This is a genomic window from Arcicella aquatica, assembly GCF_034928825.1.
GTDB classification, from domain to species: Bacteria; Bacteroidota; Bacteroidia; order Cytophagales; family Spirosomataceae; genus Arcicella; species Arcicella aquatica.
This window is the reverse complement of record NZ_JAYFUL010000009.1, coordinates 103,999-125,180: the sequence shown is the minus strand read 5'-3', so window position 1 is coordinate 125,180 and position 21,182 is coordinate 103,999. Positions and strand designations below refer to the sequence as shown.

General features: G+C 32.2%; 16 protein-coding genes and 1 pseudogene. All 17 read right to left on the bottom strand.

What is annotated here, in order from left to right:
• Positions 1-207: 207 nt before the first annotated feature.
• Positions 208-1,599 carry an undecaprenyl-phosphate glucose phosphotransferase gene (locus VB264_RS08150; protein ID WP_323248346.1) on the bottom strand — a complete coding sequence of 464 codons (1,392 nt, stop codon included), beginning with the start codon at positions 1,597-1,599 and terminating at the stop codon, positions 208-210.
• Between the two features lie 569 nt (positions 1,600-2,168).
• Positions 2,169-3,563, bottom strand: coding sequence for an undecaprenyl-phosphate glucose phosphotransferase (locus VB264_RS08145; RefSeq protein WP_323248345.1), 1,395 nt, complete (start codon positions 3,561-3,563; stop codon positions 2,169-2,171).
• A 787-nt stretch (positions 3,564-4,350) separates the two neighbouring features.
• Complete coding sequence (gene gmd / locus VB264_RS08140) at positions 4,351-5,415, bottom strand: GDP-mannose 4,6-dehydratase (protein ID WP_323248343.1); 1,065 nt, start codon at positions 5,413-5,415, stop codon at positions 4,351-4,353.
• 120 nt (positions 5,416-5,535) lie between these two features.
• Positions 5,536-6,477, bottom strand: coding sequence for a GDP-L-fucose synthase (gene fcl, locus VB264_RS08135; protein WP_323248342.1), 942 nt, complete (start codon positions 6,475-6,477; stop codon positions 5,536-5,538).
• A 28-nt stretch (positions 6,478-6,505) separates the two neighbouring features.
• Positions 6,506-7,249, bottom strand: a complete 744-nt coding sequence (locus tag VB264_RS08130; protein ID WP_323248340.1) for a WecB/TagA/CpsF family glycosyltransferase — start codon at positions 7,247-7,249, stop codon at positions 6,506-6,508.
• A gap of 83 nt (positions 7,250-7,332) precedes the next feature.
• Positions 7,333-8,406, bottom strand: a complete 1,074-nt coding sequence (locus VB264_RS08125) for a glycosyltransferase family 4 protein (RefSeq protein WP_323248339.1) — start codon at positions 8,404-8,406, stop codon at positions 7,333-7,335.
• Positions 8,407-8,464: 58 nt separating this feature from the next.
• Complete coding sequence (locus VB264_RS08120; protein WP_323248338.1) at positions 8,465-9,571, bottom strand: glycosyltransferase; 1,107 nt, start codon at positions 9,569-9,571, stop codon at positions 8,465-8,467.
• A 30-nt stretch (positions 9,572-9,601) separates the two neighbouring features.
• On the bottom strand, positions 9,602-10,753 hold the full coding sequence (locus VB264_RS08115; protein ID WP_323248336.1) for a glycosyltransferase family 4 protein: 1,152 nt from the start codon (positions 10,751-10,753) through the stop codon (positions 9,602-9,604).
• Between the two features lie 866 nt (positions 10,754-11,619).
• A complete protein-coding gene (gene rfbD, locus VB264_RS08110) occupies positions 11,620-12,471 on the bottom strand; it encodes a dTDP-4-dehydrorhamnose reductase (RefSeq protein ID WP_323248334.1) in 852 nt (283 codons plus the stop codon).
• Positions 12,472-12,575: 104 nt separating this feature from the next.
• Positions 12,576-13,115 carry a dTDP-4-dehydrorhamnose 3,5-epimerase gene (gene rfbC, locus VB264_RS08105; RefSeq protein WP_323248332.1) on the bottom strand — a complete coding sequence of 180 codons (540 nt, stop codon included), beginning with the start codon at positions 13,113-13,115 and terminating at the stop codon, positions 12,576-12,578.
• Between the two features lie 69 nt (positions 13,116-13,184).
• Entirely contained in the window at positions 13,185-14,045 is an 861-nt protein-coding gene (rfbA, locus tag VB264_RS08100; RefSeq protein WP_323248330.1) for a glucose-1-phosphate thymidylyltransferase RfbA, read from the bottom strand.
• An 88-nt stretch (positions 14,046-14,133) separates the two neighbouring features.
• Entirely contained in the window at positions 14,134-15,189 is a 1,056-nt protein-coding gene (gene rfbB, locus VB264_RS08095) for a dTDP-glucose 4,6-dehydratase (RefSeq protein ID WP_323248328.1), read from the bottom strand.
• 96 nt (positions 15,190-15,285) lie between these two features.
• The gene (locus tag VB264_RS08090; RefSeq protein ID WP_323248326.1) at positions 15,286-16,263 is read right to left on the bottom strand and encodes a glycosyltransferase; all 978 of its coding nucleotides are present in this window, start codon (positions 16,261-16,263) and stop codon (positions 15,286-15,288) included.
• Positions 16,264-16,361: 98 nt separating this feature from the next.
• Positions 16,362-17,633: an O-antigen ligase family protein gene (locus VB264_RS08085; RefSeq protein ID WP_323248324.1), complete on the bottom strand. Its 1,272-nt coding sequence runs from the start codon at positions 17,631-17,633 to the stop codon at positions 16,362-16,364.
• A gap of 198 nt (positions 17,634-17,831) precedes the next feature.
• Positions 17,832-19,352: a lipopolysaccharide biosynthesis protein gene (locus VB264_RS08080; protein ID WP_323248322.1), complete on the bottom strand. Its 1,521-nt coding sequence runs from the start codon at positions 19,350-19,352 to the stop codon at positions 17,832-17,834.
• Between the two features lie 24 nt (positions 19,353-19,376).
• On the bottom strand, positions 19,377-20,648 hold the full coding sequence (locus VB264_RS08075) for a hypothetical protein (RefSeq protein ID WP_323248320.1): 1,272 nt from the start codon (positions 20,646-20,648) through the stop codon (positions 19,377-19,379).
• Between the two features lie 28 nt (positions 20,649-20,676).
• Positions 20,677-20,886 (bottom strand): annotated as a pseudogene (locus VB264_RS25105) (acyltransferase); the annotation flags it as partial.
• Between the last annotated feature and the right edge of the window lie 296 nt (positions 20,887-21,182).

The window sequence follows — 21,182 nt, the reverse complement described above, 5'->3', positions numbered from 1 at the left end:
CGTCTAGTACTTACTTTTCTTTCCTTGATGAAAGAAAAGTAACAAAAGAAAATCAAGAATTCCTAAACTCGCTCCGCTCAAACAGTAGGAATTCGGTGTTCATCAATCATAAAAAAGCGGTCGAAATTTGTTTTTCGACCGCTTTTTTATGATTTTGAAATTCGGGATGGCTCATGTTTGATTGATTTTTTGTACGACTGATTTTAATTAATAAGCCATTTCTTCGCCTCTGAACATATTGTAAACTGTCATAATCACGATTTTAAAATCAAGCCAAGGAGTCCAGTTTTCGATATACCAAATATCAAACACAACTCTTTTTCTCATCAAACTAAAATCTTTTGTTTCACCTCTCAAGCCATTCACTTGAGCCCAACCAGTTACGCCAGGTTTTACCCAGTTACGGAGGGCATAATTATTAATCAGGGCTTGGCTTTCTATATTATGTTGTAAAGCATGCGGGCGTGGCCCTACGACTGACATCGACCCTCCGATTACATTTAAAAACTGTGGCAGTTCATCTAAATTGGTTTTACGTAATATCCTCCCAATTTTCGTAATTCTAGGGTCATTTTCAGTAGTTTGCTGAAACTTACCATCTACCACTACCTTACTTTCAATAAACATTGTTCTGAATTTCAAGCAACGTATGATTTCTTTATTTTTACCCCATCTTTCCTGAACGAAGAAAATACTGCCTTTTGATTCTAGGCGTATAAGCAATGCAATTATTGGAAAAAGCCATGAAAAGATTAATATACATAGAATTAAACTGAAAAAGAGATCGATTATTCTTTTAATCATCCTCCAATGTAATTGATTCAAAGGTTCATCCCTTACTGTAATCATGGGAAAGTTCCCAAACATCCCCATCTTAAATTTATTAGAACTAAATTTAAAATAATCAGGAATGATTCTAGTTCTTACAGCATTTCTTTCACCTGCTGAAATGATTTTATCTAATTGTTGCTTATTAAACTGTGGCATGGCCACTACAATTTCATCTATCTGATTATCTACGATAATTTTATCTACTTCATCAAAATTTCCTTTGTATAACCCGTTTAAATATACAGATTTAGTTTCATCAATAAAACCGATAGGATTATAACCAAATTGAGTGTTATTCTTGACAAAATCAAAAAAAGAAACTCCCATCTCTGAACTACCTACAATCAAAAGATTACGTGTATTTCTTCCTTTTCTTCTCAGGAACTCAAAGGATTTTTTTAAGAGGTATTTCTTAATAGAGAGAAAAACAAAAAGCATTGCACAATACTCTAGTACAAATCTACGGGCATTATCTCTATCGTTAAGGAAGAATAAAAATAGAATCAATACCAATGCTTGAATCGCAATGACAGGCACTAACAATAAGAACTCGTCAATAAATTTGAGGGTTCGAAAGTCATCATAAACATGGATTATTTTACTAGAAAAATACCAAACCAATACTAAAAGCACGAAAACCTCTCTATCGTGAATAGAATTATTACGATTACTGACAATTGAAGTCAAGTAAAATGAAAGCATTAATACTAAAATATCAGTAAGCAATCGTAAATAATAATTTTCTCTTCCAAAGTAGTCTTTCATCATAAATTTATGTTTAATGTGCTATTAACCGAATTATCTTGTTACAAATTTACAATCAATGTTGGATAGTCACAAAAAAATCTATTAAACGGTATATTTATAGTAGCTCTGTTTGAACTACTTATTAATAAATAGCATTGACTTTTATTTCCAAGTTCAACCCTATTTTTTAACCCATTGAATATTAACTAATTAAGCAAATGTATTTCTTAGATACTAAATTTACGTTAGAACTACCTATTCACAAAATAAACAATACAATAAATTAAAATATTACAATAATATTTTATAAAAATAAAACATGAGTCATCCCGAATTTTCTAGTGAAATAGCAAGTTTTAGAAGTTTTAGGATTTATTCTCGTCCTTACTTTTTGTCTTGATACAAAAAGTAACCGCAACGGCGGACCGTAAAAAAATCAAGAATTCCTAAACTCGCTCCGCTCAAACAGTAGGAATTCGTTGCCCATCAATCATAAAAAAGCGGTCGAAAAACTAATTTCGACCGCTTTTTTATGATTTTAAAATTCGGGATGACTCATGTTCATAAATAATACGTTATAGGGAGTGATATTAATAAGCCATATCTTCGCCTTTAATCACATTATAGACTGTCATGAAGATAATTTTAAAGTCTAATCCTAATGTCCAATTTTCAATATACCAAATATCATATTTTACTCTTTGTTCCATTTGCTCAATAGTCTTTGTCTCTCCTCTGAAACCATTTACTTGTGCCCAACCTGTTATACCGGGTTTAATCCAGTGTCTAACTAAATAACTATCTACTTCATCCTTCGTACGTATATTATGTTCATGGGCATGTGGCCTAGGGCCTACAATAGACATATCACCTAATAACACGTTGATGAATTGAGGTAATTCATCCAAACTAGATGACCTTAAAAATTGTCCTAATTTTGTAATTCTTGGGTCGTTCATCTTCGCTTGGTTAAATGCACCATTCTCAGTTACATCTTTACTCTCTGGTCTCATTGACCTAAACTTGAAGCACTTAAATTTTTTATTATTCTTTCCCCATCTATACTGTCTAAAAAATACTGGCCCCTTAGAGTCAAGTTTAATTAGAATGGCAATAATCGGGAACAGCCAAGAAAAAATAAAAAGGAATACTAGCAACGAGAATACAATATCAAACACTCTTTTTACTAATCTCCAATGATATTCTTGTAGTGGCTCACTCCTAAACGTAATCAGTGGATAATTTCCAAAAAATTTGAATTGTAATCTACTTGGATAATACGTAATATAGCTTGGTACAATTTTAGTCCTGATGGCCCTTCTTTCTGATACCATAAAAACTTCTTGCATTAAACTATTGCTAATTTCATCAGTAGTAATAATGATTTCATCAATTTTATAATCTTCATTCATTGATAAGAATTTCCTTAGGTCTCCTAAATAAGTATTTCCACCAATATCATTTACCTCTTCTTCTTTGGCAATAATACCAATTACTCTAAAACCATAATGAGGGTTCTCTTGAATTTGCGTAATTAAATTGGCAGTAATTTCATTATAGCCAACAAATACAACATTTCTGATATTACCTCCTTTTTGCCTATAATAAAATAGGATTTTTTTAATAATGTAATTCTTAACAATCAACACAATTAACAAAATCACAATATAGGCAAAGATAAATCTTCTAGTATATTCATGACGATTCAGTATAAACAAAACTTGCCCTGCTATGACAGACTGTACTAATACATTCTGAAAAATCAACAACAGTTCACCTATATATCTTTCAGTCCTAAAATCATCATAGGTATTTGAAATTTTAGTAGAAAAATACCAACCTATTACAAGTAATAATAATAGAATACTATCACTTTTTTCTAATTCAGGTTTTGTGATAAATGAAGAAAACACAAAAACACATACAATAGAGATAATATCAGACAACAACCTGAAATAGTTTACTTTACTTATACTTTGAGGCATAATAGTTTATATTTTTGGGGGATGTTAGTGAATTATGAACGTTAGCTTGTAAGAATAAAATTAGCGTTAAAATACCGCTTTAAAAACAATTAAATATTAGAATATTTATAAACCAATCTCCTTCTATATACCGTTTAATAAATAGATGAATCTTTTAGGATAAATTTAACTCAAAAATTGTAATTTTGGGTATGATTAACATTTCATTTATTCTTGTACACATCTTAACCTCCTTACATTATGAGTAATGAATCTAAATACACACTTCAAATATGGGGAAGAATTACATTAATTATCCTTTTGGCAGCACTGACTTATTTTATTAATTTTTAAAGATTGATAAAAGTTCTTAGAAAAAAAGCCATCAATCATTCTTTTATGATTGGTGGCTTTTTTTCTATTTATTCTCTATAAAGAAAAAATAACTTTTGCCTAAGTACGTTAGTTATATTTGTTAAAATATAAGCTCACCCTACATTTATTCCTCTAATAAGGAATCTAATTATTCAAAGTATTTACTTTTATTCATTACTAAGTAAGTAGATCAGAAGCTACTTTACTCAATAATTGCTCATTTCTTCCTTACTTAAGCGCAATTGTTTTTCTATACGCTAATTAATTTTGCTCTATGCTTAGAGCATTATTTTTTCAGCAGAAATTTTTATGTGGAATTTGCACTGATAACAATCTTGTATTTATCGTATTATCAATTACTTTAACGATTCCACTATTAATTCAGTAAAATTTAAGACTTCATATAGACAAAGAAGTCTTAAATTCTGCCTAATTATTTTGTAAATAGCTTAATGTCTGACTGCATCATATCTTTTACTAAAGCTGGTAAATCATATTTAGGCACCCATCCTAATTTAGTTTTTGATTTAGTTGGGTCACCAATTAGTAATTCAACTTCAGTTGGTCTGAAATAACGAGCATCAACATTTACAACTACTTTTCCTATTTCAACTTGATACAATGGGTTTGAACAAGAAACAATTGTACCGATTTCGTCTACACCTTCTCCAGAGAACTCTACTTCGATACCTAATTCAGCAAATGCCATTCTAACAAACTCTCTAACTCTTGTTGTGATACCAGTAGCAATTACATAATCTTCAGGAACATCTTGCTGTAAGATTAACCACATTGCTTCTACATAATCTTTCGCATGACCCCAGTCACGTTGAGCATCCAAGTTTCCAAGATATAATTTCTCTTGTTGTCCTAATGCTATTTGAGAAACCGCTCTAGTAATTTTTCTAGTAACGAATGTTTCCCCTCTTAACGGAGATTCATGGTTAAATAAGATACCATTCACCGCAAACATATTATAAGCTTCACGATAGTTTACTGTAATCCAGAAACCATACATCTTAGCAACAGCGTAAGGAGAACGTGGATAGAAAGGAGTAGTCTCAGATTGAGGTACTTCTTGAACTAAACCATAAAGCTCTGAAGTAGAAGCTTGATAGATTTTAGTTTTTTCTACTAATCCAAGTAAACGAACAGCTTCAAGAATTCTTAATGTACCGATACCATCTACCTGAGCAGTGTATTCTGGTTCATCAAAACTAACTTTTACGTGCGACATTGCACCTAAATTGTATATTTCGTCTGGCTGTACTTCTTGAATAATTCTGATAATGTTAGTTGAATCTGACAAATCTCCATAGTGCATGATGAATTTAACACCATCTTCGTGTAAATCTTCATACAAATGATCGATACGTGCAGTATTGATCAATGAACTACGACGTTTGATACCGTGTACTTCATATCCTTTTGATAATAGTAGTTCTGCCAAATAGGCTCCATCTTGTCCAGTTATACCAGTAATAAGGGCTTTTTTCATAATCGTTGTGTTAATGCTACTGATAAATGTATCAGTGTTAGTAATAAATAAAATTTAAAGTATTTTTAAAACCTATGTTGAGTGTTGTTGCATCTTATCAACAACCATAATTTATACAATCTATAATCTTAGTTTTGCATGGTTATCCAAGAAATCCTGATATGCTAAACCGATTCCTTCTTTCAATTCTATCGTATGTCTCCAGCCTTTATCGTTCAATTTAGAAACATCCATCAATTTTCTTGGTGTGCCATCTGGTTTAGAACTATCCCAAACGATTTCACCTTCAAAGCCTACTATGTCTTTTACAGTATTAGCCAACTCTTTAATTGTAACATCTATTCCAGTACCTACATTGATTAACTCAGGCTCAGAATAATTTTCCATTAAATATACGCAGGCTGCTGCTAAATCATCAGCATATAAAAACTCTCTCATAGGAGAACCAGAACCCCATAAAACTACTTGCTCAACGCCGTTTTCCTTCGCTTCATAAAACTTGCGAATCATGGCAGGCAACACGTGAGAGTTTTGTAAATCGTAGTTATCATTCGGACCATACAAATTAGTAGGCATTACTGAAATAAAATCACATCCGTATTGAGCACGATAAGCTTCGCACATTTTAATACCAGCAATTTTAGCAATGGCATAAGGCTCATTGGTTTGCTCTAAAAGACCAGTAAGTAGGTATTCTTCTTTAAGCGGCTGAGGTGCTAGTTTAGGATAAATACATGAAGACCCTAAAAACATTAGTTTCTTCACTTTGGTAACAAAGGCACTATGGATGATGTTATTTTGAATCGCTAAATTTTCATACAAGAAATCTGCACGATAAGTATTATTGGCAACAATACCTCCTACTTTAGCAGCCGCTAAAAAAACATAGTCAGGTTTTTCTACTTCAAAAAATTCAGCTACTTTTTGTTGGTCTCTTAGGTCTAGCTCTTTAGACGTTTTCAATACAAAATTTTCATAACCTTCATTTTGTAATTTTCTTAGAATAGCAGAACCCACCATTCCTCGATGACCTGCTATATATATTTTGGAGTGTTTTTCCATTTATTGAATACCAATATGTTGTTTAAAATTATATAGTACGTATTTTTTCCTTAATAAGGAGTGATATAAAAAGGGAGTTAGTCACAAAATACCTTTTAAAAAGTCTTTTCGGGTCTTGTGATAACCGATGTAACCATTCAAGGCTATAATCTTGCATCCATTTAGGCGCTCTTGGCTGTATTCCAGCAAAAACAGGGAATGCTCCTCCTACTCCTACCATTACCCCTTTTATTTTACCTTTCATGCTATACATCCACTTTTCTTGCTTAGGGCAACCCAACGCCACTAAAACAAGTCCTGCGCCACTATCATTGATGGTATTAATATCATTTGCTATTTCTGCCTCTGACAATACTCTGAATGGTGGTGAAATCGCACCGACAATTGCTAAATTAGGATATTTTTCTTTTGCTACTTTTTGTATTTTTTCAAGCACTTCATCTGTTGAACCATACAAAAATACCTTAATATTATTCAATTCTGCTTCTTTCAAAAGAGATGGTGTTAAATCCATACCTGCCACTCTCTCTTGGTCTATTCCATTAATCAACTTTAAGCCAACACAGAGCGGTTTACCGTCTGCAGTAACAATGTCTGCTGAATTAACGATATTTGCAAACTCCTTAGAATTATATGCTTCAATACACATGTGAACATTGGCTACGCATACGTAAGAAGAGTATCTTTTTTTAGCCAAAGAGATGATATCAGCAACAATCTGCTGATAGCTACCTAAGGTGATATTAATGCTAATAAGTTTTTGTTGAGCCATAACTCTTTTCCGATTTACTTAGGTTTTATTAAGGTTGATGAGCACTATTTCCTAGTACAGTAAGCCTGTGTGGTAAAAATTTATCATTTCCCCTCATATAACTGATCTAGTTTTTGAATATACACTTCAGGGTTATAATTAGTAAAAATATTTTTTTGTGCTTCTTGAGACATATTTCCGAGCTGGATGCGGTCATTTGCTAAACTCTTTATAGCCTGCATAATTTCTTCTGGAGATTCTTTAGCTACTACAAAGCCTGATTTTTTATCCTCAACTGTAAATTTCATTGAACCATCGTCTGTCACAATAGGAACAAGTCCAAAAGACATTGCTTCTAATAACGCCATTGGTAGGCCTTCGCCAAACAAAGAAGGAAGGATAAACACATCGCATTTTTTTAGGAGGTCTATCTTGCCTGCACCTTTCACTACGCCATTATAAATAAATTTATCCCCTAAAATCTTAGTCATTTCACCAATAAATATATCAGCCTCAGGTCCTTTTCCTGCACAACTAAATTCAACAGCAATCCCTTCATTTTTGAGTAGTTTAAAGGCATCTACAATTTGTTCTATTCCTTTACTTATGGTTATTCTTCCCATAAACAATACCTTTAAAGGACTGGTGTTATTAATTACTCTTTGAAAACTTTGAGCTTCCCCTAAATCTACACAATTGGGCAGAACAAATACATTTTTAGCTTTAAATTTTGCTTCAACAACCTGTTTTTCTAATTCACTCAGTACAATCTTACTCTCGTTTCCATTTAAGACGTATTCTAAATAACGTTTAATCCATTGCGGAGGATTTTCTTTCATTAAAAATTCACCTCCGTGTAAATGTATTATCAGTTTAACGTTAAATAATCTAGTAACAAAAATAAAAGGAGTATCACGAATAATAGAAGGTTTGCTTAGGGCATAATTAAAGTGAACGATGTTTGCTTTACCCGTAAGCAGTTGTATAAAAAGTGTAATCAATGCTTTTAGAATACGTAAGCCCCATCCTAAGCCTCTTGTTTCATTATCGCGTTTACCAAGTTCTAAATGAAAGTATTTATAGTCCTTGTTGTTATCAATAATAAATTTAGCGACAGAAGAAACACCACTAACATTTAAATTGGGATCTAAGCTTGGAGCTGTAATGATAACACTCATAGTGAATTTACTAATTTATAAAATGATAAATTTGAGATAATAGATAAAGTTATTTTTATTAGCTTTTAAAGAACCGTGTATAGTCATCTACCATACCTTTTTCGCTAAATCTTGATTGAATATAGCTTCTTATATCAATAGGATTGTATGATGTATTCATCATTTGCTCCCAAACCTCTGCAATACTTTGGTAATCTGGCGAACATAATAGCCCATTTTTACCCGATACAATCATTTCGTTGGCACCTCCAATATCTGTTAATGCACAAGGTAAACCTGTTGACATTGCTTCTAAGGCAGCTATTGAGAATGTCTCGATACTATAAGATGTTAATGAAAAGAAGTCGGCACACCAATAAAAAGGACGAACATCTCTTTGAATTCCAGCCATTCGAACATAAGGTTGGAGTTTCAACTCCTCTATGGTATCCTCAATAAGTTTTCTACATTGCCCATCGCCCACTAACAAAAGGTAAAGTTTCTCTGCATTCTCTTTCGCATTAATGACATGTAATGCTTTTAAAGCCGCTACATGGTTTTTTTCGGGTCTGAAAGCAGCAGTTTGTACAACAACTTTTGCATCTAAAGGTATGTCATATTTCAATCTTGTTTCTTCTCTTATTGTTTGAGAAGGACAATTAGTCCAAAAATCAACATCTACGCCATTATGGATTGTTGTAAAAATGTTACCAGATACCCCAAATCTATCTATCGTGTACTCACGTTGATTTTCTGAAACAGGAATAACATGAGTGTACTTATCAATCATTTTAAAATACATTCTGGCCAATCTATCATCTTTCTTAGTATGATATACAGTAGAATGGTAAGAAATCAATTTTCTAAAAGTTGAACCTATCAAAAAGCTAGCTAATTGAAGGAAGAAAAAAGGGAATAAACCTAAGCAAAATACGATATCAGGTTTTATTTCTTTTAATAAGCTTCTAAGTTCAAAGATAGGTGAAACATCAAATTTTGATTTACGTGAATATACCTTAACAGGAATACCACTTTCTACTTGATTAAGTAACGGATTATTATCGCTCAAAACAGCCAAAACAATATCAAATTGTTCTTTATCCAAGCGATTCATTAACGATACCAAAAACTTCTCTGCCCCACCAACTACAAGTCCTGGCGCTAAAAAAAGTATTTTTTTCTTCATCTGAATTTAATTAATATCTTAAAATGATTCTCAACTATAGAGCGTATGCATTACTTTTAAATTAGACGCTGCATAATTTGTCCACAAAGTATCGTCAAGTGATTGATTTAAATGATTAAATTCTTTTAACCCTTTATTGATACTTTCTAATAGTTTTTCAGAGCTCATATCATCTGAGACAATACCATTTTTCCCTTCATCAACGTATTCTGGCAATGCACCTACAGGAGTTACTACTACTGGGCATCCTAAAGCATGGGCTGTCATTACTACGCCACTTTGTGTGGCATCTAAATAAGGACAAACTACTAATACGGAACGTTGAACAATATCAACAAACTCTTCATTACTTAAATGCTTTTCTCTTACAACCAGATTAGGCATATTATCAGGTATTTCCTTTGACAAATCAAATCCAACTATTTGCTTGCCTGCTATCATAAATTTTACTGAATCATCCTTAATATTTTTGATAGCATCAATAAACAAGTTGATACCCTTATATGGTGAAATTCTACCGATAAATGTGATGTATTCTTTTTTGATTTCCGAATCTTTTTTGATAAAATTTTGATAAACGCTACAAGGCAAAAACTTGATTGTATAAACTTTCTTTCCTACTAATATCCCTTTCAAAATATTGGTACTGTATTCTGACAAACACAAGTACTTTGAAGTCAGTTTATAGAGTATCTTAGAAAAAATAACTTTTTTAATATCTTTTTCGCCAGTATGTGGTTTAGGGTCATGGACATCCAATATTAAACTATTCTTTTTCAATAGGAAAAAAGGAAGCATCCCTATTTGTCTCATTGAAAAATCATCCAAATGAACAAAATCTGCATGTAATTTATATAAGCCTGCTATTGATTTGGTAGCTCGTAACAACGAATCTACATCTAAACTTTTAGGAGAACTAAAATTGAGAAATTGACATGATTTACAATTTTTCAAGTATGTTGAAATATATTCTATATCCCATTTCTTTACAACTGACTCTACAGGAATAACAAGAGGATATTCTGTCAAATCAGCATCAATATTAAATATATTCGCTTTCAGCGCATGAGGCGTTATTTCAATATACACATGAAAATCAAAATCCTTACTGGCTACTTGAATATATTCTAAGGCAGAATCTAAATAGTAAACCTGTGTGTAATAGATAATTTTTTTCTTCATAAAAGTTATAATTTATTATATATAAAAGCTACTATTCATCAGGCTATCACCTATAATATCTCAGGCATTTAAAATAGGTTACTAAATTTAATCTAAAACAAGACTAATATTAAAATAGCTATATCGGTTAGAAGAAGCTATTGAAATCTTATATAAACTCAAACTTTGTTATTTATACCCTAACTCAACTATTACAAATTTGGTAATATCATTATAAAGTATTCATCTTCCCTACTCAAATTCAATCTTTATCAAATTTAGGCATATTCTAAAAAAAATACAAATATCAAAGTTTTTATTTAATCAATATTAAAGACAAACATTCCGTTTATTCTTAATATGAAGGCATAAAAAGAAGCATTTTGTGATTAATACACAATAAAATACTGAATTTTAATACTATTTCAACTAATATTTAAAATATCCTATTCTTAGAATTATTTTATTATTAACATTGTCATTTATCAATAATTCATGTAGTTATTGTATATTTTTCATTTCGAATAAGGACTGTTTTTAAAAACGAATTATATCTTTAAAAACTTGACTAACCAGCATTTTACTAATTCACTTTTCCTTTTTATTATTGGCAAGAGTCCATTCTACTATTACTGTTTGCTTTTAATTCAGCAACCCAAAATGGACTAGACGCTGAAATTACGCTAACCTTTGGGGCATTGCATTCTAGCAATACCCATAGAAAACTAGCTAGGATTTAGCATAGAAAAATACCAAGATGGATGTGTACTGATACTAAAAACTGAAATAATAATTAGTTTTTATCGGAAGTGATTAGAGGTAATATTTCACTGTGTTTGTGTTATCTTCTATTTTAACGTTTCTCTTAAGTCGATATGTTTACCTTATTAAGCTAAAGCTGCCATACAAACTTTCAGGCTATCTCGCCAATAAGGTATCTCAATGCCTAATACTTGCTTAATTTTAGTTTTATCCATTAAAGAGAAAGCAGGTCTTTTGGCCTTGGTTGGATATTCGCTTGTTTTTAACGGCTTAACTTTTACAGCCACTTCCCCTAACTCAAAAATTGCTTGTGCAAAATCATACCATGAAATCGCTCCTTCATTGCTATAATTATATAAGCCGTAATCTTTGCTTTGAGTAGTAATGATGTGAAGAATACAAGCAGCCAAATCTACACCATAAGTTGGAGTACCAACTTGGTCAACAATGATGCCTAATTCTGGTCTTTCTTTTCCTAAGCGAAGCATTGTTTTTACAAAATTATTGGCAAATTCCGAATACAACCAGCTAGTGCGGAGAATAAAAAACTCAGACATCTTGTTAATAATATCCTGTTCTCCCTCTAGTTTCGTTAAACCATACATCCCTATCGGGGTAGCTTCATCTTCTTCAGATAAAGCTTTTGGAAGGTTTCCTTCAAAAACAAAATCCGTTGAAACATGAATCAAAGTACTTCCATGAGCCACACAAGCATCTGCTAGGTTAGCAGCACCCGTTTTATTGATTTTTCTAGCTAAATCTACGTCGTCTTCTGCTTTATCTACAGCTGTGTAAGCCGCGCAGTTAACAACATAAGAAGGTTTGTGCTTGATAAATAGGTTCTCTAAAAGTTCCACATCCAAAATATTACCTTCAATTTCATCTAAATAGATAATTCCTTCTATATTTTGGCTTTTAGCTACTTTATTGATGCATTGTCCCAACTGGCCAATACCTCCAAATATAATAATACTCATATCAGAATCTTTTAATATAATTTAAGTACACCTAATTCAAGCGTTGTAGGTCTTTATTCTTAGTATCAATAAAAAATTATTAATACCATTTCATACAGTAAGATTTAAGCTTGTGCCAAATATTCTTCAAGGGTAGGAAGAATCATATCTTTGTCAGATACATTTGGATTTTCTACTGGCCACTCTATTTTAAGAGCTGGGTCGTTCCAAAGAATTCCTCCTTCAGAAGCCTTATTATAGCCTGCTGTGCATTTATAAGCAAAAATACTATCTTCCAATGCCAAGAATCCGTGGGCAAAACCTACAGGAATATATACCATTTTATTCGTCTGTGCATCAAGTTCAAAAAACTCCCATTGCTTGAAAGTTGGTGAATCAGGACGTAAATCTACGGCTACATCAAGCACTTTACCTGTTATTGCTCTAACAAGCTTACCTTGGGCATAATCTCCCTTTTGAAAATGCAAGCCCCTTAAAACTCCTTTATAAGAAAATGACTGATTATCCTGAACAAAATTGGTTGGCAAACCTTTCTCGCCCCAAGTAATACTATTGAAAGGCTCAAAAAATAAGCCTCGTGCATCCCCAAAAATACTTGGTTCAATGATTAAAACATCTTTAAGCACTGCATTAGATACTTTCATAATACATATTTTTGTGCTGTGGGCACTGATAATTTTCAGAAAAAATAATATTTAAAATACAGTTAAGCACTAAGATAACAACCCAAGCAGATATTTTCCATACCCACTTTTTACCAGCGGTTCAGCTATTTTCTTGAGTTGCACCTCATCAATGAATCCCATTCTGTAGGCTACCTCTTCTATACAACCTACCTTTAATCCTTGTCGCTCTTCAATGACTTGTACAAACTGTCCCGCTTGCATCAATGATACAAATGTTCCTGTATCCAGCCATGCTGTCCCTCTGTTCAACACTCCCACTTTCAACTTCCCTTGCTTCAAGTATTCTTTGTTGACATCCGTAATCTCATATTCCCCTCTTGGCGAAGGAGCAATATTCTTGGCAATCTCTACCACTGAATTGTCATAGAAATACAAACCCGGTACTGCATAGTTTGATTTAGGAGTCACTGGCTTCTCTTCAATCGAAAGCACATTGAAATCATCATCAAACTCTACTACCCCATATCTCTCTGGGTCATGCACCTGATAAGCATATACTACTCCACCATCTGGGTCATTGTTGGCTTGTAACAATTTACTCAAACCACTACCATAGAAAATATTATCACCCAATACCAAGGCTACTTTGTCATCACCAATAAACTCTTCTCCAATCACAAAAGCCTGTGCTAATCCATTAGGCAATGGTTGTTCAGCATATTCAAATCTACAACCTATCTGTGAGCCATCTCCTAACAATTTCTTGAAATGAGGTAAATCATGGGGAGTAGAAATAATCAATATTTCTTTGATGCCCGCCAACATCAAAATAGAAAGCGGGTAATAAATCATGGGTTTGTCGTAAACAGGCATTAACTGTTTACTAACGGCTAGGGTAAGAGGGTGCAAACGTGTACCTGAACCGCCTGCCAGAATAATTCCTTTCATATCTTTCTTATAGCTTTAGGCTGTAGGCGATAGGCTTTAAGCAATGGCATTAAATGCTTGTTGCTTATAGCCTATCGCTTAAAACCATTTAAGAGTACATTTTTTTATAATAATCTTGGTAATTACCAGAAGTAACATTATCAAGCCATTCTTGGTTATCCAAGAACCATGTTACGGTTTTATCAAGTCCTTCTTCAAATTGTAAAGAGGGTTCCCATCCCAATTCTTTCATGATTTTAGTAGCATCGATGGCATATCTTAAATCATGCCCTGCACGGTCGGTTACATAAGTAATCAGTTTTTCAGAAGTACCCTCTTCTCTGCCTAGTTTGCTATCCATGGTTTTGCAAACCAACTTTACGATGTCGATATTCTTCCATTCGTTAAAACCACCGATATTGTAGGTTTCACCTAATACCCCGTTATGGAACACGGTATCGATAGCTCTTGCATGGTCTACCACAAACAACCAGTCTCTTACATTTTCACCTTTTCCATATACTGGCAATGGTTTATTGTGCAAGATGTTGTTAATCATCAATGGTAATAATTTTTCAGGGAAATGGTTTGGTCCATAATTGTTTGAGCAATTGGTAATTACTACTGGCAATTTATAGGTATTACCATAAGCTCTTACAAAGTGGTCTGAAGAAGCCTTTGAAGCTGAATAAGGAGAACGTGGGTCGTAAGGAGTGGTTTCTGTAAAGAAGTCTTCTGGGTTATGTAACTCTCCATAAACTTCATCGGTAGAAACGTGATAAAAGCGTTTTCCTTCATATCCACCTTCTTTCCAAGCGTTTTTAGCAGCATTCAATAAGTTGCAAGTACCCACCACATTGGTCATTACAAAGGCCATTGGTTCAGCAATTGACCTATCAACATGTGATTCTGCCGCTAGGTGAATTACTCCATCAAATTGATATTTGTCAAAGAGTTGATTGATAAAGTCTGCATCAACGATGTCTCCTTTTTCAAAGATATAATTAGGCTTATCTTCTATATCTTTCAAATTCTCAAGGTTGCCAGCATAAGTCAATTTGTCAAGGTTGACAATGGTATAATCAGGATAGTTATTAACAAATAACCGAACCACATGAGAACCAATAAATCCTGCTCCACCTGTTATTAAAAGCGTTTTTTTCATAAACTGTTATAATTTTTAATACTCTAAAGGCTATTCTTGATTTTATATGTGATGCTTAATCACATAGCCATTTATCCTTACTTACTTTATCTATTTCTAGCTTGATTTCACAAATAATAATCCTTTTTTTGCAGAAAAAGCTAAAATATATAAGCAAGAAATAAAAGCACCTAAAATACCCAATAAGCGATTTGTATAATGGTATGTTATTTTCAAACGATTCAGAATCGGTAATTGTCGATTTTCCTTAACCTCAAGCAAAAACCAATTTGTTAATGAAACCTTATCAAGTGTGTGTGTGATTCCATGCTTTTTAAAAAACGCATTAACCCAAGATACATAACTTAATTTGGCTTCTAGTTTTCTATGTAGTACAGAAAGATTACCCGTTAGAGATGATATATTTAGTCCACTATATCTCCAATAAACGTATGCCCCTTCTACAGTATAAATGCCACTTTTTCTTGAAAATTTTACCCAAGTGGCATCGTCAGCGCACCAAGCTAAATCAAAATTGACCAATCCATCTTCCTGTTCAAAAAGGGTACGTTTAAATACATATTCTACTACGAAGCTTTGGATGTTTCCTTTGGTTTTTTCAGCATAAAACTCTGCACTTGTGAGTACGGGTGGGAATTCCTTGGAATGTCCAAAATTTTCTATTTCTATCCCATCTTGGTTTATTATCTTGACAGGAAAATGAACTAATTCTATTGCTGGGTTATTATCTATATACTTATAAAAGGTTTCTACACAATTCAAGCCTAGCAAATCATCATCAGAAAAGAGCCATATCCATGTTTCTTCTTTTACCAATTCGATGCACCTATTCCAATGACTTACTAAATCTTTACCTCCTAAATTTTCCTCGAATTTTTTATAATTAATATTCAATGAAGTGGTAAAATCAGCAACAATATCCCACAATTTTTCTGGGCTGTTGTCATCTCCTATGTACACCGTGAAGTTTTTATTGGTTTGTTGATTAAGAGATTCTAAGGTTGCTCTCAGAAAGTTGTGTTTATACGCAGGTATAACAATAGCTAAAGTATTTTCATTTAGTGTGTCTGTCATATTACTTGTAATCTATTTGTATAAATTTGTTTACAGAATTATCCAATTTTCAATTGAATTTACATCGGCTTATTTGTTTTTTTTATTTCTATAGTCAACTATACAGGTATAAACTTTTCCGTCTGAAAATCATCTTTTTTTCTATCTGCATACTTAAAGTATTCCAATCCTTTTATGTTTATTCCTAAAATAGCCATAAAGACTTTAAAGGTTCCTAAGTCACCTGTTCCAAATATAAATAATAGAAAACTTAAGAACATCCCTAAGGTGAGTATGGCAAGTCTCTTCGCAAAACTACTTTTAGCAAACAGATAATTACGTATTAAATATAAGATAAGCGCTATTGAAAAGATTAGTTGAGTAACCATCCCTACAATGCCTTGTTCAATCAAAAGTTTATAGAGATAACTTTCAAATCCTGCAAAAGATGAGTCACTGGCTCTTTCTTCTACTTTTCCTTTAAATCCTAAATTTTCTTCTATGTATGAAAAACCATTTCCTGTTATTGGGCTTTTGTTAAAAATCAATACAGAGGAAGCTAGCTGATAATTTCTAAGTTCCACGGAACTACCTTCAAGTTTAGAGCCTTTACTAGAAAAAGTATCAAAAGAGTTACTTACAAACTCATTAACCTGAGGAATGAAAGTAATAGCCAAATTCATCACAAAAATTGTAATAAAGGCAATTTGTATTTTCTTGCCCAACTCTAGTCCCCATATAAAATAGACCGCAGCTCCTCCTAAAAATGCAAAGAAAGGTGTCCTTGAATTAACCAGAAACAAATTGATTAATAAAATCAATAGGGTGGCAATAAAAAGATTCTTATTTGTTTTCTTGAAAGATAGGTTACCTAACAAGAAAATATTCATGAGGATTGCTATTGTTAATAGAAAACCGTAGTAAATGGGGTGCCATGTGAAAGAGGTAATCCTATATCGTCCATCGTGACCAGACATATATACTTCAGCATAATCAACACTATCAAAAGCATGGCTGACAAACGCTGAATAAAAATTATTCCCTGTTACGTAGTTATAAAATCCATATACACCAAAGGCAAGGAAAAAGAATAAGATAATTCTATAAATTTTTATAAAATCATTGATGTCTCTTACTAACATAAATGTTAGTACCATTATAAAAAAATTATCAAAAAAATAGCCTAAACTTCTGTTTAAAATCTTAACAAGATTAAGATTAAGTCTTGAGTCAAATAAAGCAATAATCAAAAAACCTATGAGGATTGACGTTGTACTAGCCTTTAAAGGGAAGTATTTTACTTTTACCCAAAATTTGCTTTTTACTAATTGTATTAAAAATAAAAAAAAAATAAAAAATCTAGATGAGGTAGTTGGATATGCTTGAAACATTACAAAATTATCCGAGATAAACAGTATACCAAACATAAACCATGCTAGTCTATCCACACCTTCAGCTTTGTACATGCGAAATACAATGAAAAACGCAAATAACTGTATAAGCAATCCCTCCATTTTTGTATAATTTAACTATTCTATTATTAATCTTAATCTAAATAAAATGCAATAAGATTTGAACAAATGCCAAAACTACTTTAAATCTTTCTTCAAAAATTTAGAAACAAAAGCAATTATATATTGCTTATCACTTTTTGTAAATAAAAATTGGTAAATAATGACTAAAGCAATTAGCGCAAAAACAGATTCTTTTACAATGATAAGTAGCCATATATTACTTATTGTCTGCATCGAAAAAATCCATTTTACTGCTATTCCAATAAAACCAATTACAGCAATGGGAAATAGGAATGATTCAGTAAATATCTTAAATGAGTTGTATTTCAATTTAGTTGGATAATAATAAATGTAATAATAAGATACTTGAAATACTACATAACAGGTATATGAAATGATAACTCCACCCATCCCAAAACTATCCATTAAAAACCAAGCAAGTGTAAGCGAGAATATCGTTGAAAATGCCGACATATATATAATTGTTCGCAAAGAATTACTAACCAATACCAAGCTTGATAATGCTGAGTTATGTAGTCCTAACAATGAAAACACCCATAAATTAAGCCATGGTACTAAATAGGCATTTTTCTCTCCTACATACAAAATAATAAGTTCTTTGGAAGAAAGCGTAAATCCGAAAACTATCAAGCCTAGAAAAATTGTAATATACCTAGTACCGTCCATGGCTATTTTCATCTCACTTGCTTTATCCCCCAACTCTCTCACTTTTGTAGCATGCGGTAAAATAACCCCCACAAAACTAGAGCCTAATATTAAGATAAGGTTTGCAATACCCTCTACTACCCTATAATCACTAACGCTAGTTAAACCCAACTTTATTCCTAAAAATACTGGTCGTAGATAGTTGGCAGAAAATTGGAATATCCCAAAAGAAAAAATACTTAAGCAATAAGGCAATACTTCTGCCATAGCTTGTTTATAATATTTGGGTAAAAAGGATATTCCTAAATTTAATTTATTGATTCTGCTCGCATAAAAGGGAATATTTATAACAGAACAAAAGGTATTAAGTGCAAAAAATGAAATAATGTTAAGCTTTAAATAAATAGTAAGGAATAATACTACTAACTGAGCCACTTTAGTTAACAACAATATTCTTTGTTGCCATCCTACTAAATCATTAGATCGTAATAATTGTTCCATTACATTTCCTCCCCAAACAGGAAAAGAAGTGATAATAAGAATGTATATTAATTGCTTAAAAATTTCATCATCTGTAGCGCTTAAATGAAATATCTGAGAAGAAAACAAGCTCAAACCCACTAGCACTAAGGCATTCACAAAAGCGATTACAAGATAAAATAATAAACTAGATTGGAATAATTTTCTTAGTCCGTCATAATCATTCTTGACGAGGTAAGAAGAGAAAAACTTTACATTTCCCGATGAAAATCCCATATCAAGGATTTTCAGATAGATATTCACTGAAATAGCGATTCCTATCAAGCCATATTTTTCTTTACCAAAATAGGTCAACAAAAGTGGTACTGAAAAAAAACCGTAAGCAGCATTTGTAACATTACAAATAAGACTCCATGCCACCCCACTAAAAATATTTTTTATATTACTCATTGTGCAAAGTTTTATTACTACTTACTAGGCTTCAAGTATCTCTTTATACCTATTAACTCCCATACCGATAGTATCTTTTAAAAGTTGTTCTAAAGAGACATTTAATTGGGTCAAATCAGCTTGTTTAAAATAATTAATCCTTTCTAATAAAGTATCTACATCACTAAAATTATCGTCCATACCAACAAATATTTCATTTTCTGCTGGTTGATACCTAAAGCAGATTAAATCATAATATAATGCTTCATAATATGCCGTAGAATTATTAACAATAGAAAAATCATATCCTTTGTTCTCAAACAATTCAACAAGGGATTCCTTACCATCTATTACAGTTATACTACTTCCTTCGCATAATCCTTCATAAAACGCCTTATCTAACGATAAATGTAATTTAAGTTCGAATTGTATGTTAGGTTCAATAACAAGAAAGTCTTTCAAGATTTTTACAATGTCAATATTAGTATCTTCATAAATTTTTCTACCTAATAAGACAACGCATCTTTTAAAGCTATTTTTTAATCTAATTGGTTTTTTACTATACTTAGGATTACCTGCTATTTCAATAATATTCTCTGGTACTTTATGTGTTACTTTTAAATCATGCTTGGATGTTTCTCCCCAAACTAAAAGTTTCTGAGCGGTAATACATTCCGCATTAATAATATCTAATGGAATAAATTTTTTATAATTCACAAAGAAACTATGAGAAAGGGATACAGTTGGGCACTGAGCAATATTAAAAAATTGAGTAATCAGGCTCTCAAATGTATAAGCACTGTTGAATGAAACATAAGTTTTATCGGAATAATCAAAACCTTCAAATTGTTTTTTTAATGATTCTTGGCTATTCTTATAAGATACTATTTTACTTGCCAGAAAAAATATAGTACTAAGGCTTTCTTTGCCGATACCAACTTTAAACAAAGTAAAAAAAATAGCATTTAAAATTCTGAAAGGCTTGAATGTTTTATTTCTTGGCAGCTTTCCTAACAATACAGCTTCATATTTATTGATTCCCTGAAATGTTTGTGCTATTTGATGGCTGTAATCACTTCTATCAACAGAATATAAACATACAAATCTGTTATTTTCCATAGCTTTTCTTAGATCAGTAAAATCAATTTCTGAACCAAAATTGTATAATATCTCTCTAAATATGCCTAAACTACTTTGTTTAAAAGCAATTCTTGCTATGTCATGAGCCAAAACTTTGCTAAAGTCGATGCCATCATTTAAAAAAATAAGTTTTTGTTTTAAAATCTGATAATATTTATAATTCTTATCATCCAGCATAGTTCTCTATAGTTTTCAATTCATCAATTTAAACCAAATGTAACTTATAGCCATTCGGTGAATAATCATACTCTTTTTCATCTCTCTTGGCAATTGCCTTTGCAGGTATTCCACCTACTACAGTATAAGCTGGAACATCCTTTGTTACAACTGCGCCTGCAGCAACTACTGCTCCTTCTCCAATTGTTACACCCGGTAAGAGAATACATCTTGAGCCAAGCCAAGCGAATTTTTTGATGGTTACTTTTCCACCCACTGCCTTAAAATGCAAATCATTATAATCATGGTGTAGGGACCAAATCATGACCTCTGTACCAAAACATACATTTTCACCGATTTCTAACCCCATTCTTGCATCTAATATACATCTATGACCAAGGGCTGTTCCTTCTCCAATTGTAAGTCCTTTAGGGTTTCTATATTCATTTCCTCCATAAACAGCTGTAGATTTGGGAATGGTAGCTCCCATATAATTGAGCACAGCAATCCTTATTCTTTGAGATGGGAAAGAGGAAATAATTCTATTTAAGAAAA

Bases quoted from the DNA above. Each gene is read 5' to 3' on its own strand.
- VB264_RS08150 (WP_323248346.1), bottom strand. From the start codon at position 1,599: ATGATGAAAGACTACTTTGGAAGAGAAAATTATTATTTACGATTGCTT.
- VB264_RS08145 (WP_323248345.1), bottom strand. From the start codon at position 3,563: ATGCCTCAAAGTATAAGTAAAGTAAACTATTTCAGGTTGTTGTCTGAT.
- gmd (WP_323248343.1), bottom strand. From the start codon at position 5,415: ATGAAAAAAGCCCTTATTACTGGTATAACTGGACAAGATGGAGCCTAT.
- fcl (WP_323248342.1), bottom strand. From the start codon at position 6,477: ATGGAAAAACACTCCAAAATATATATAGCAGGTCATCGAGGAATGGTG.
- VB264_RS08130 (WP_323248340.1), bottom strand. From the start codon at position 7,249: ATGGCTCAACAAAAACTTATTAGCATTAATATCACCTTAGGTAGCTAT.
- VB264_RS08125 (WP_323248339.1), bottom strand. From the start codon at position 8,406: ATGAGTGTTATCATTACAGCTCCAAGCTTAGATCCCAATTTAAATGTT.
- VB264_RS08120 (WP_323248338.1), bottom strand. From the start codon at position 9,571: ATGAAGAAAAAAATACTTTTTTTAGCGCCAGGACTTGTAGTTGGTGGG.
- VB264_RS08115 (WP_323248336.1), bottom strand. From the start codon at position 10,753: ATGAAGAAAAAAATTATCTATTACACACAGGTTTACTATTTAGATTCT.
- rfbD (WP_323248334.1), bottom strand. From the start codon at position 12,471: ATGAGTATTATTATATTTGGAGGTATTGGCCAGTTGGGACAATGCATC.
- rfbC (WP_323248332.1), bottom strand. From the start codon at position 13,115: ATGAAAGTATCTAATGCAGTGCTTAAAGATGTTTTAATCATTGAACCA.
- rfbA (WP_323248330.1), bottom strand. From the start codon at position 14,045: ATGAAAGGAATTATTCTGGCAGGCGGTTCAGGTACACGTTTGCACCCT.
- rfbB (WP_323248328.1), bottom strand. From the start codon at position 15,189: ATGAAAAAAACGCTTTTAATAACAGGTGGAGCAGGATTTATTGGTTCT.
- VB264_RS08090 (WP_323248326.1), bottom strand. From the start codon at position 16,263: ATGACAGACACACTAAATGAAAATACTTTAGCTATTGTTATACCTGCG.
- VB264_RS08085 (WP_323248324.1), bottom strand. From the start codon at position 17,633: ATGTTTCAAGCATATCCAACTACCTCATCTAGATTTTTTATTTTTTTT.
- VB264_RS08080 (WP_323248322.1), bottom strand. From the start codon at position 19,352: ATGAGTAATATAAAAAATATTTTTAGTGGGGTGGCATGGAGTCTTATT.
- VB264_RS08075 (WP_323248320.1), bottom strand. From the start codon at position 20,648: ATGCTGGATGATAAGAATTATAAATATTATCAGATTTTAAAACAAAAA.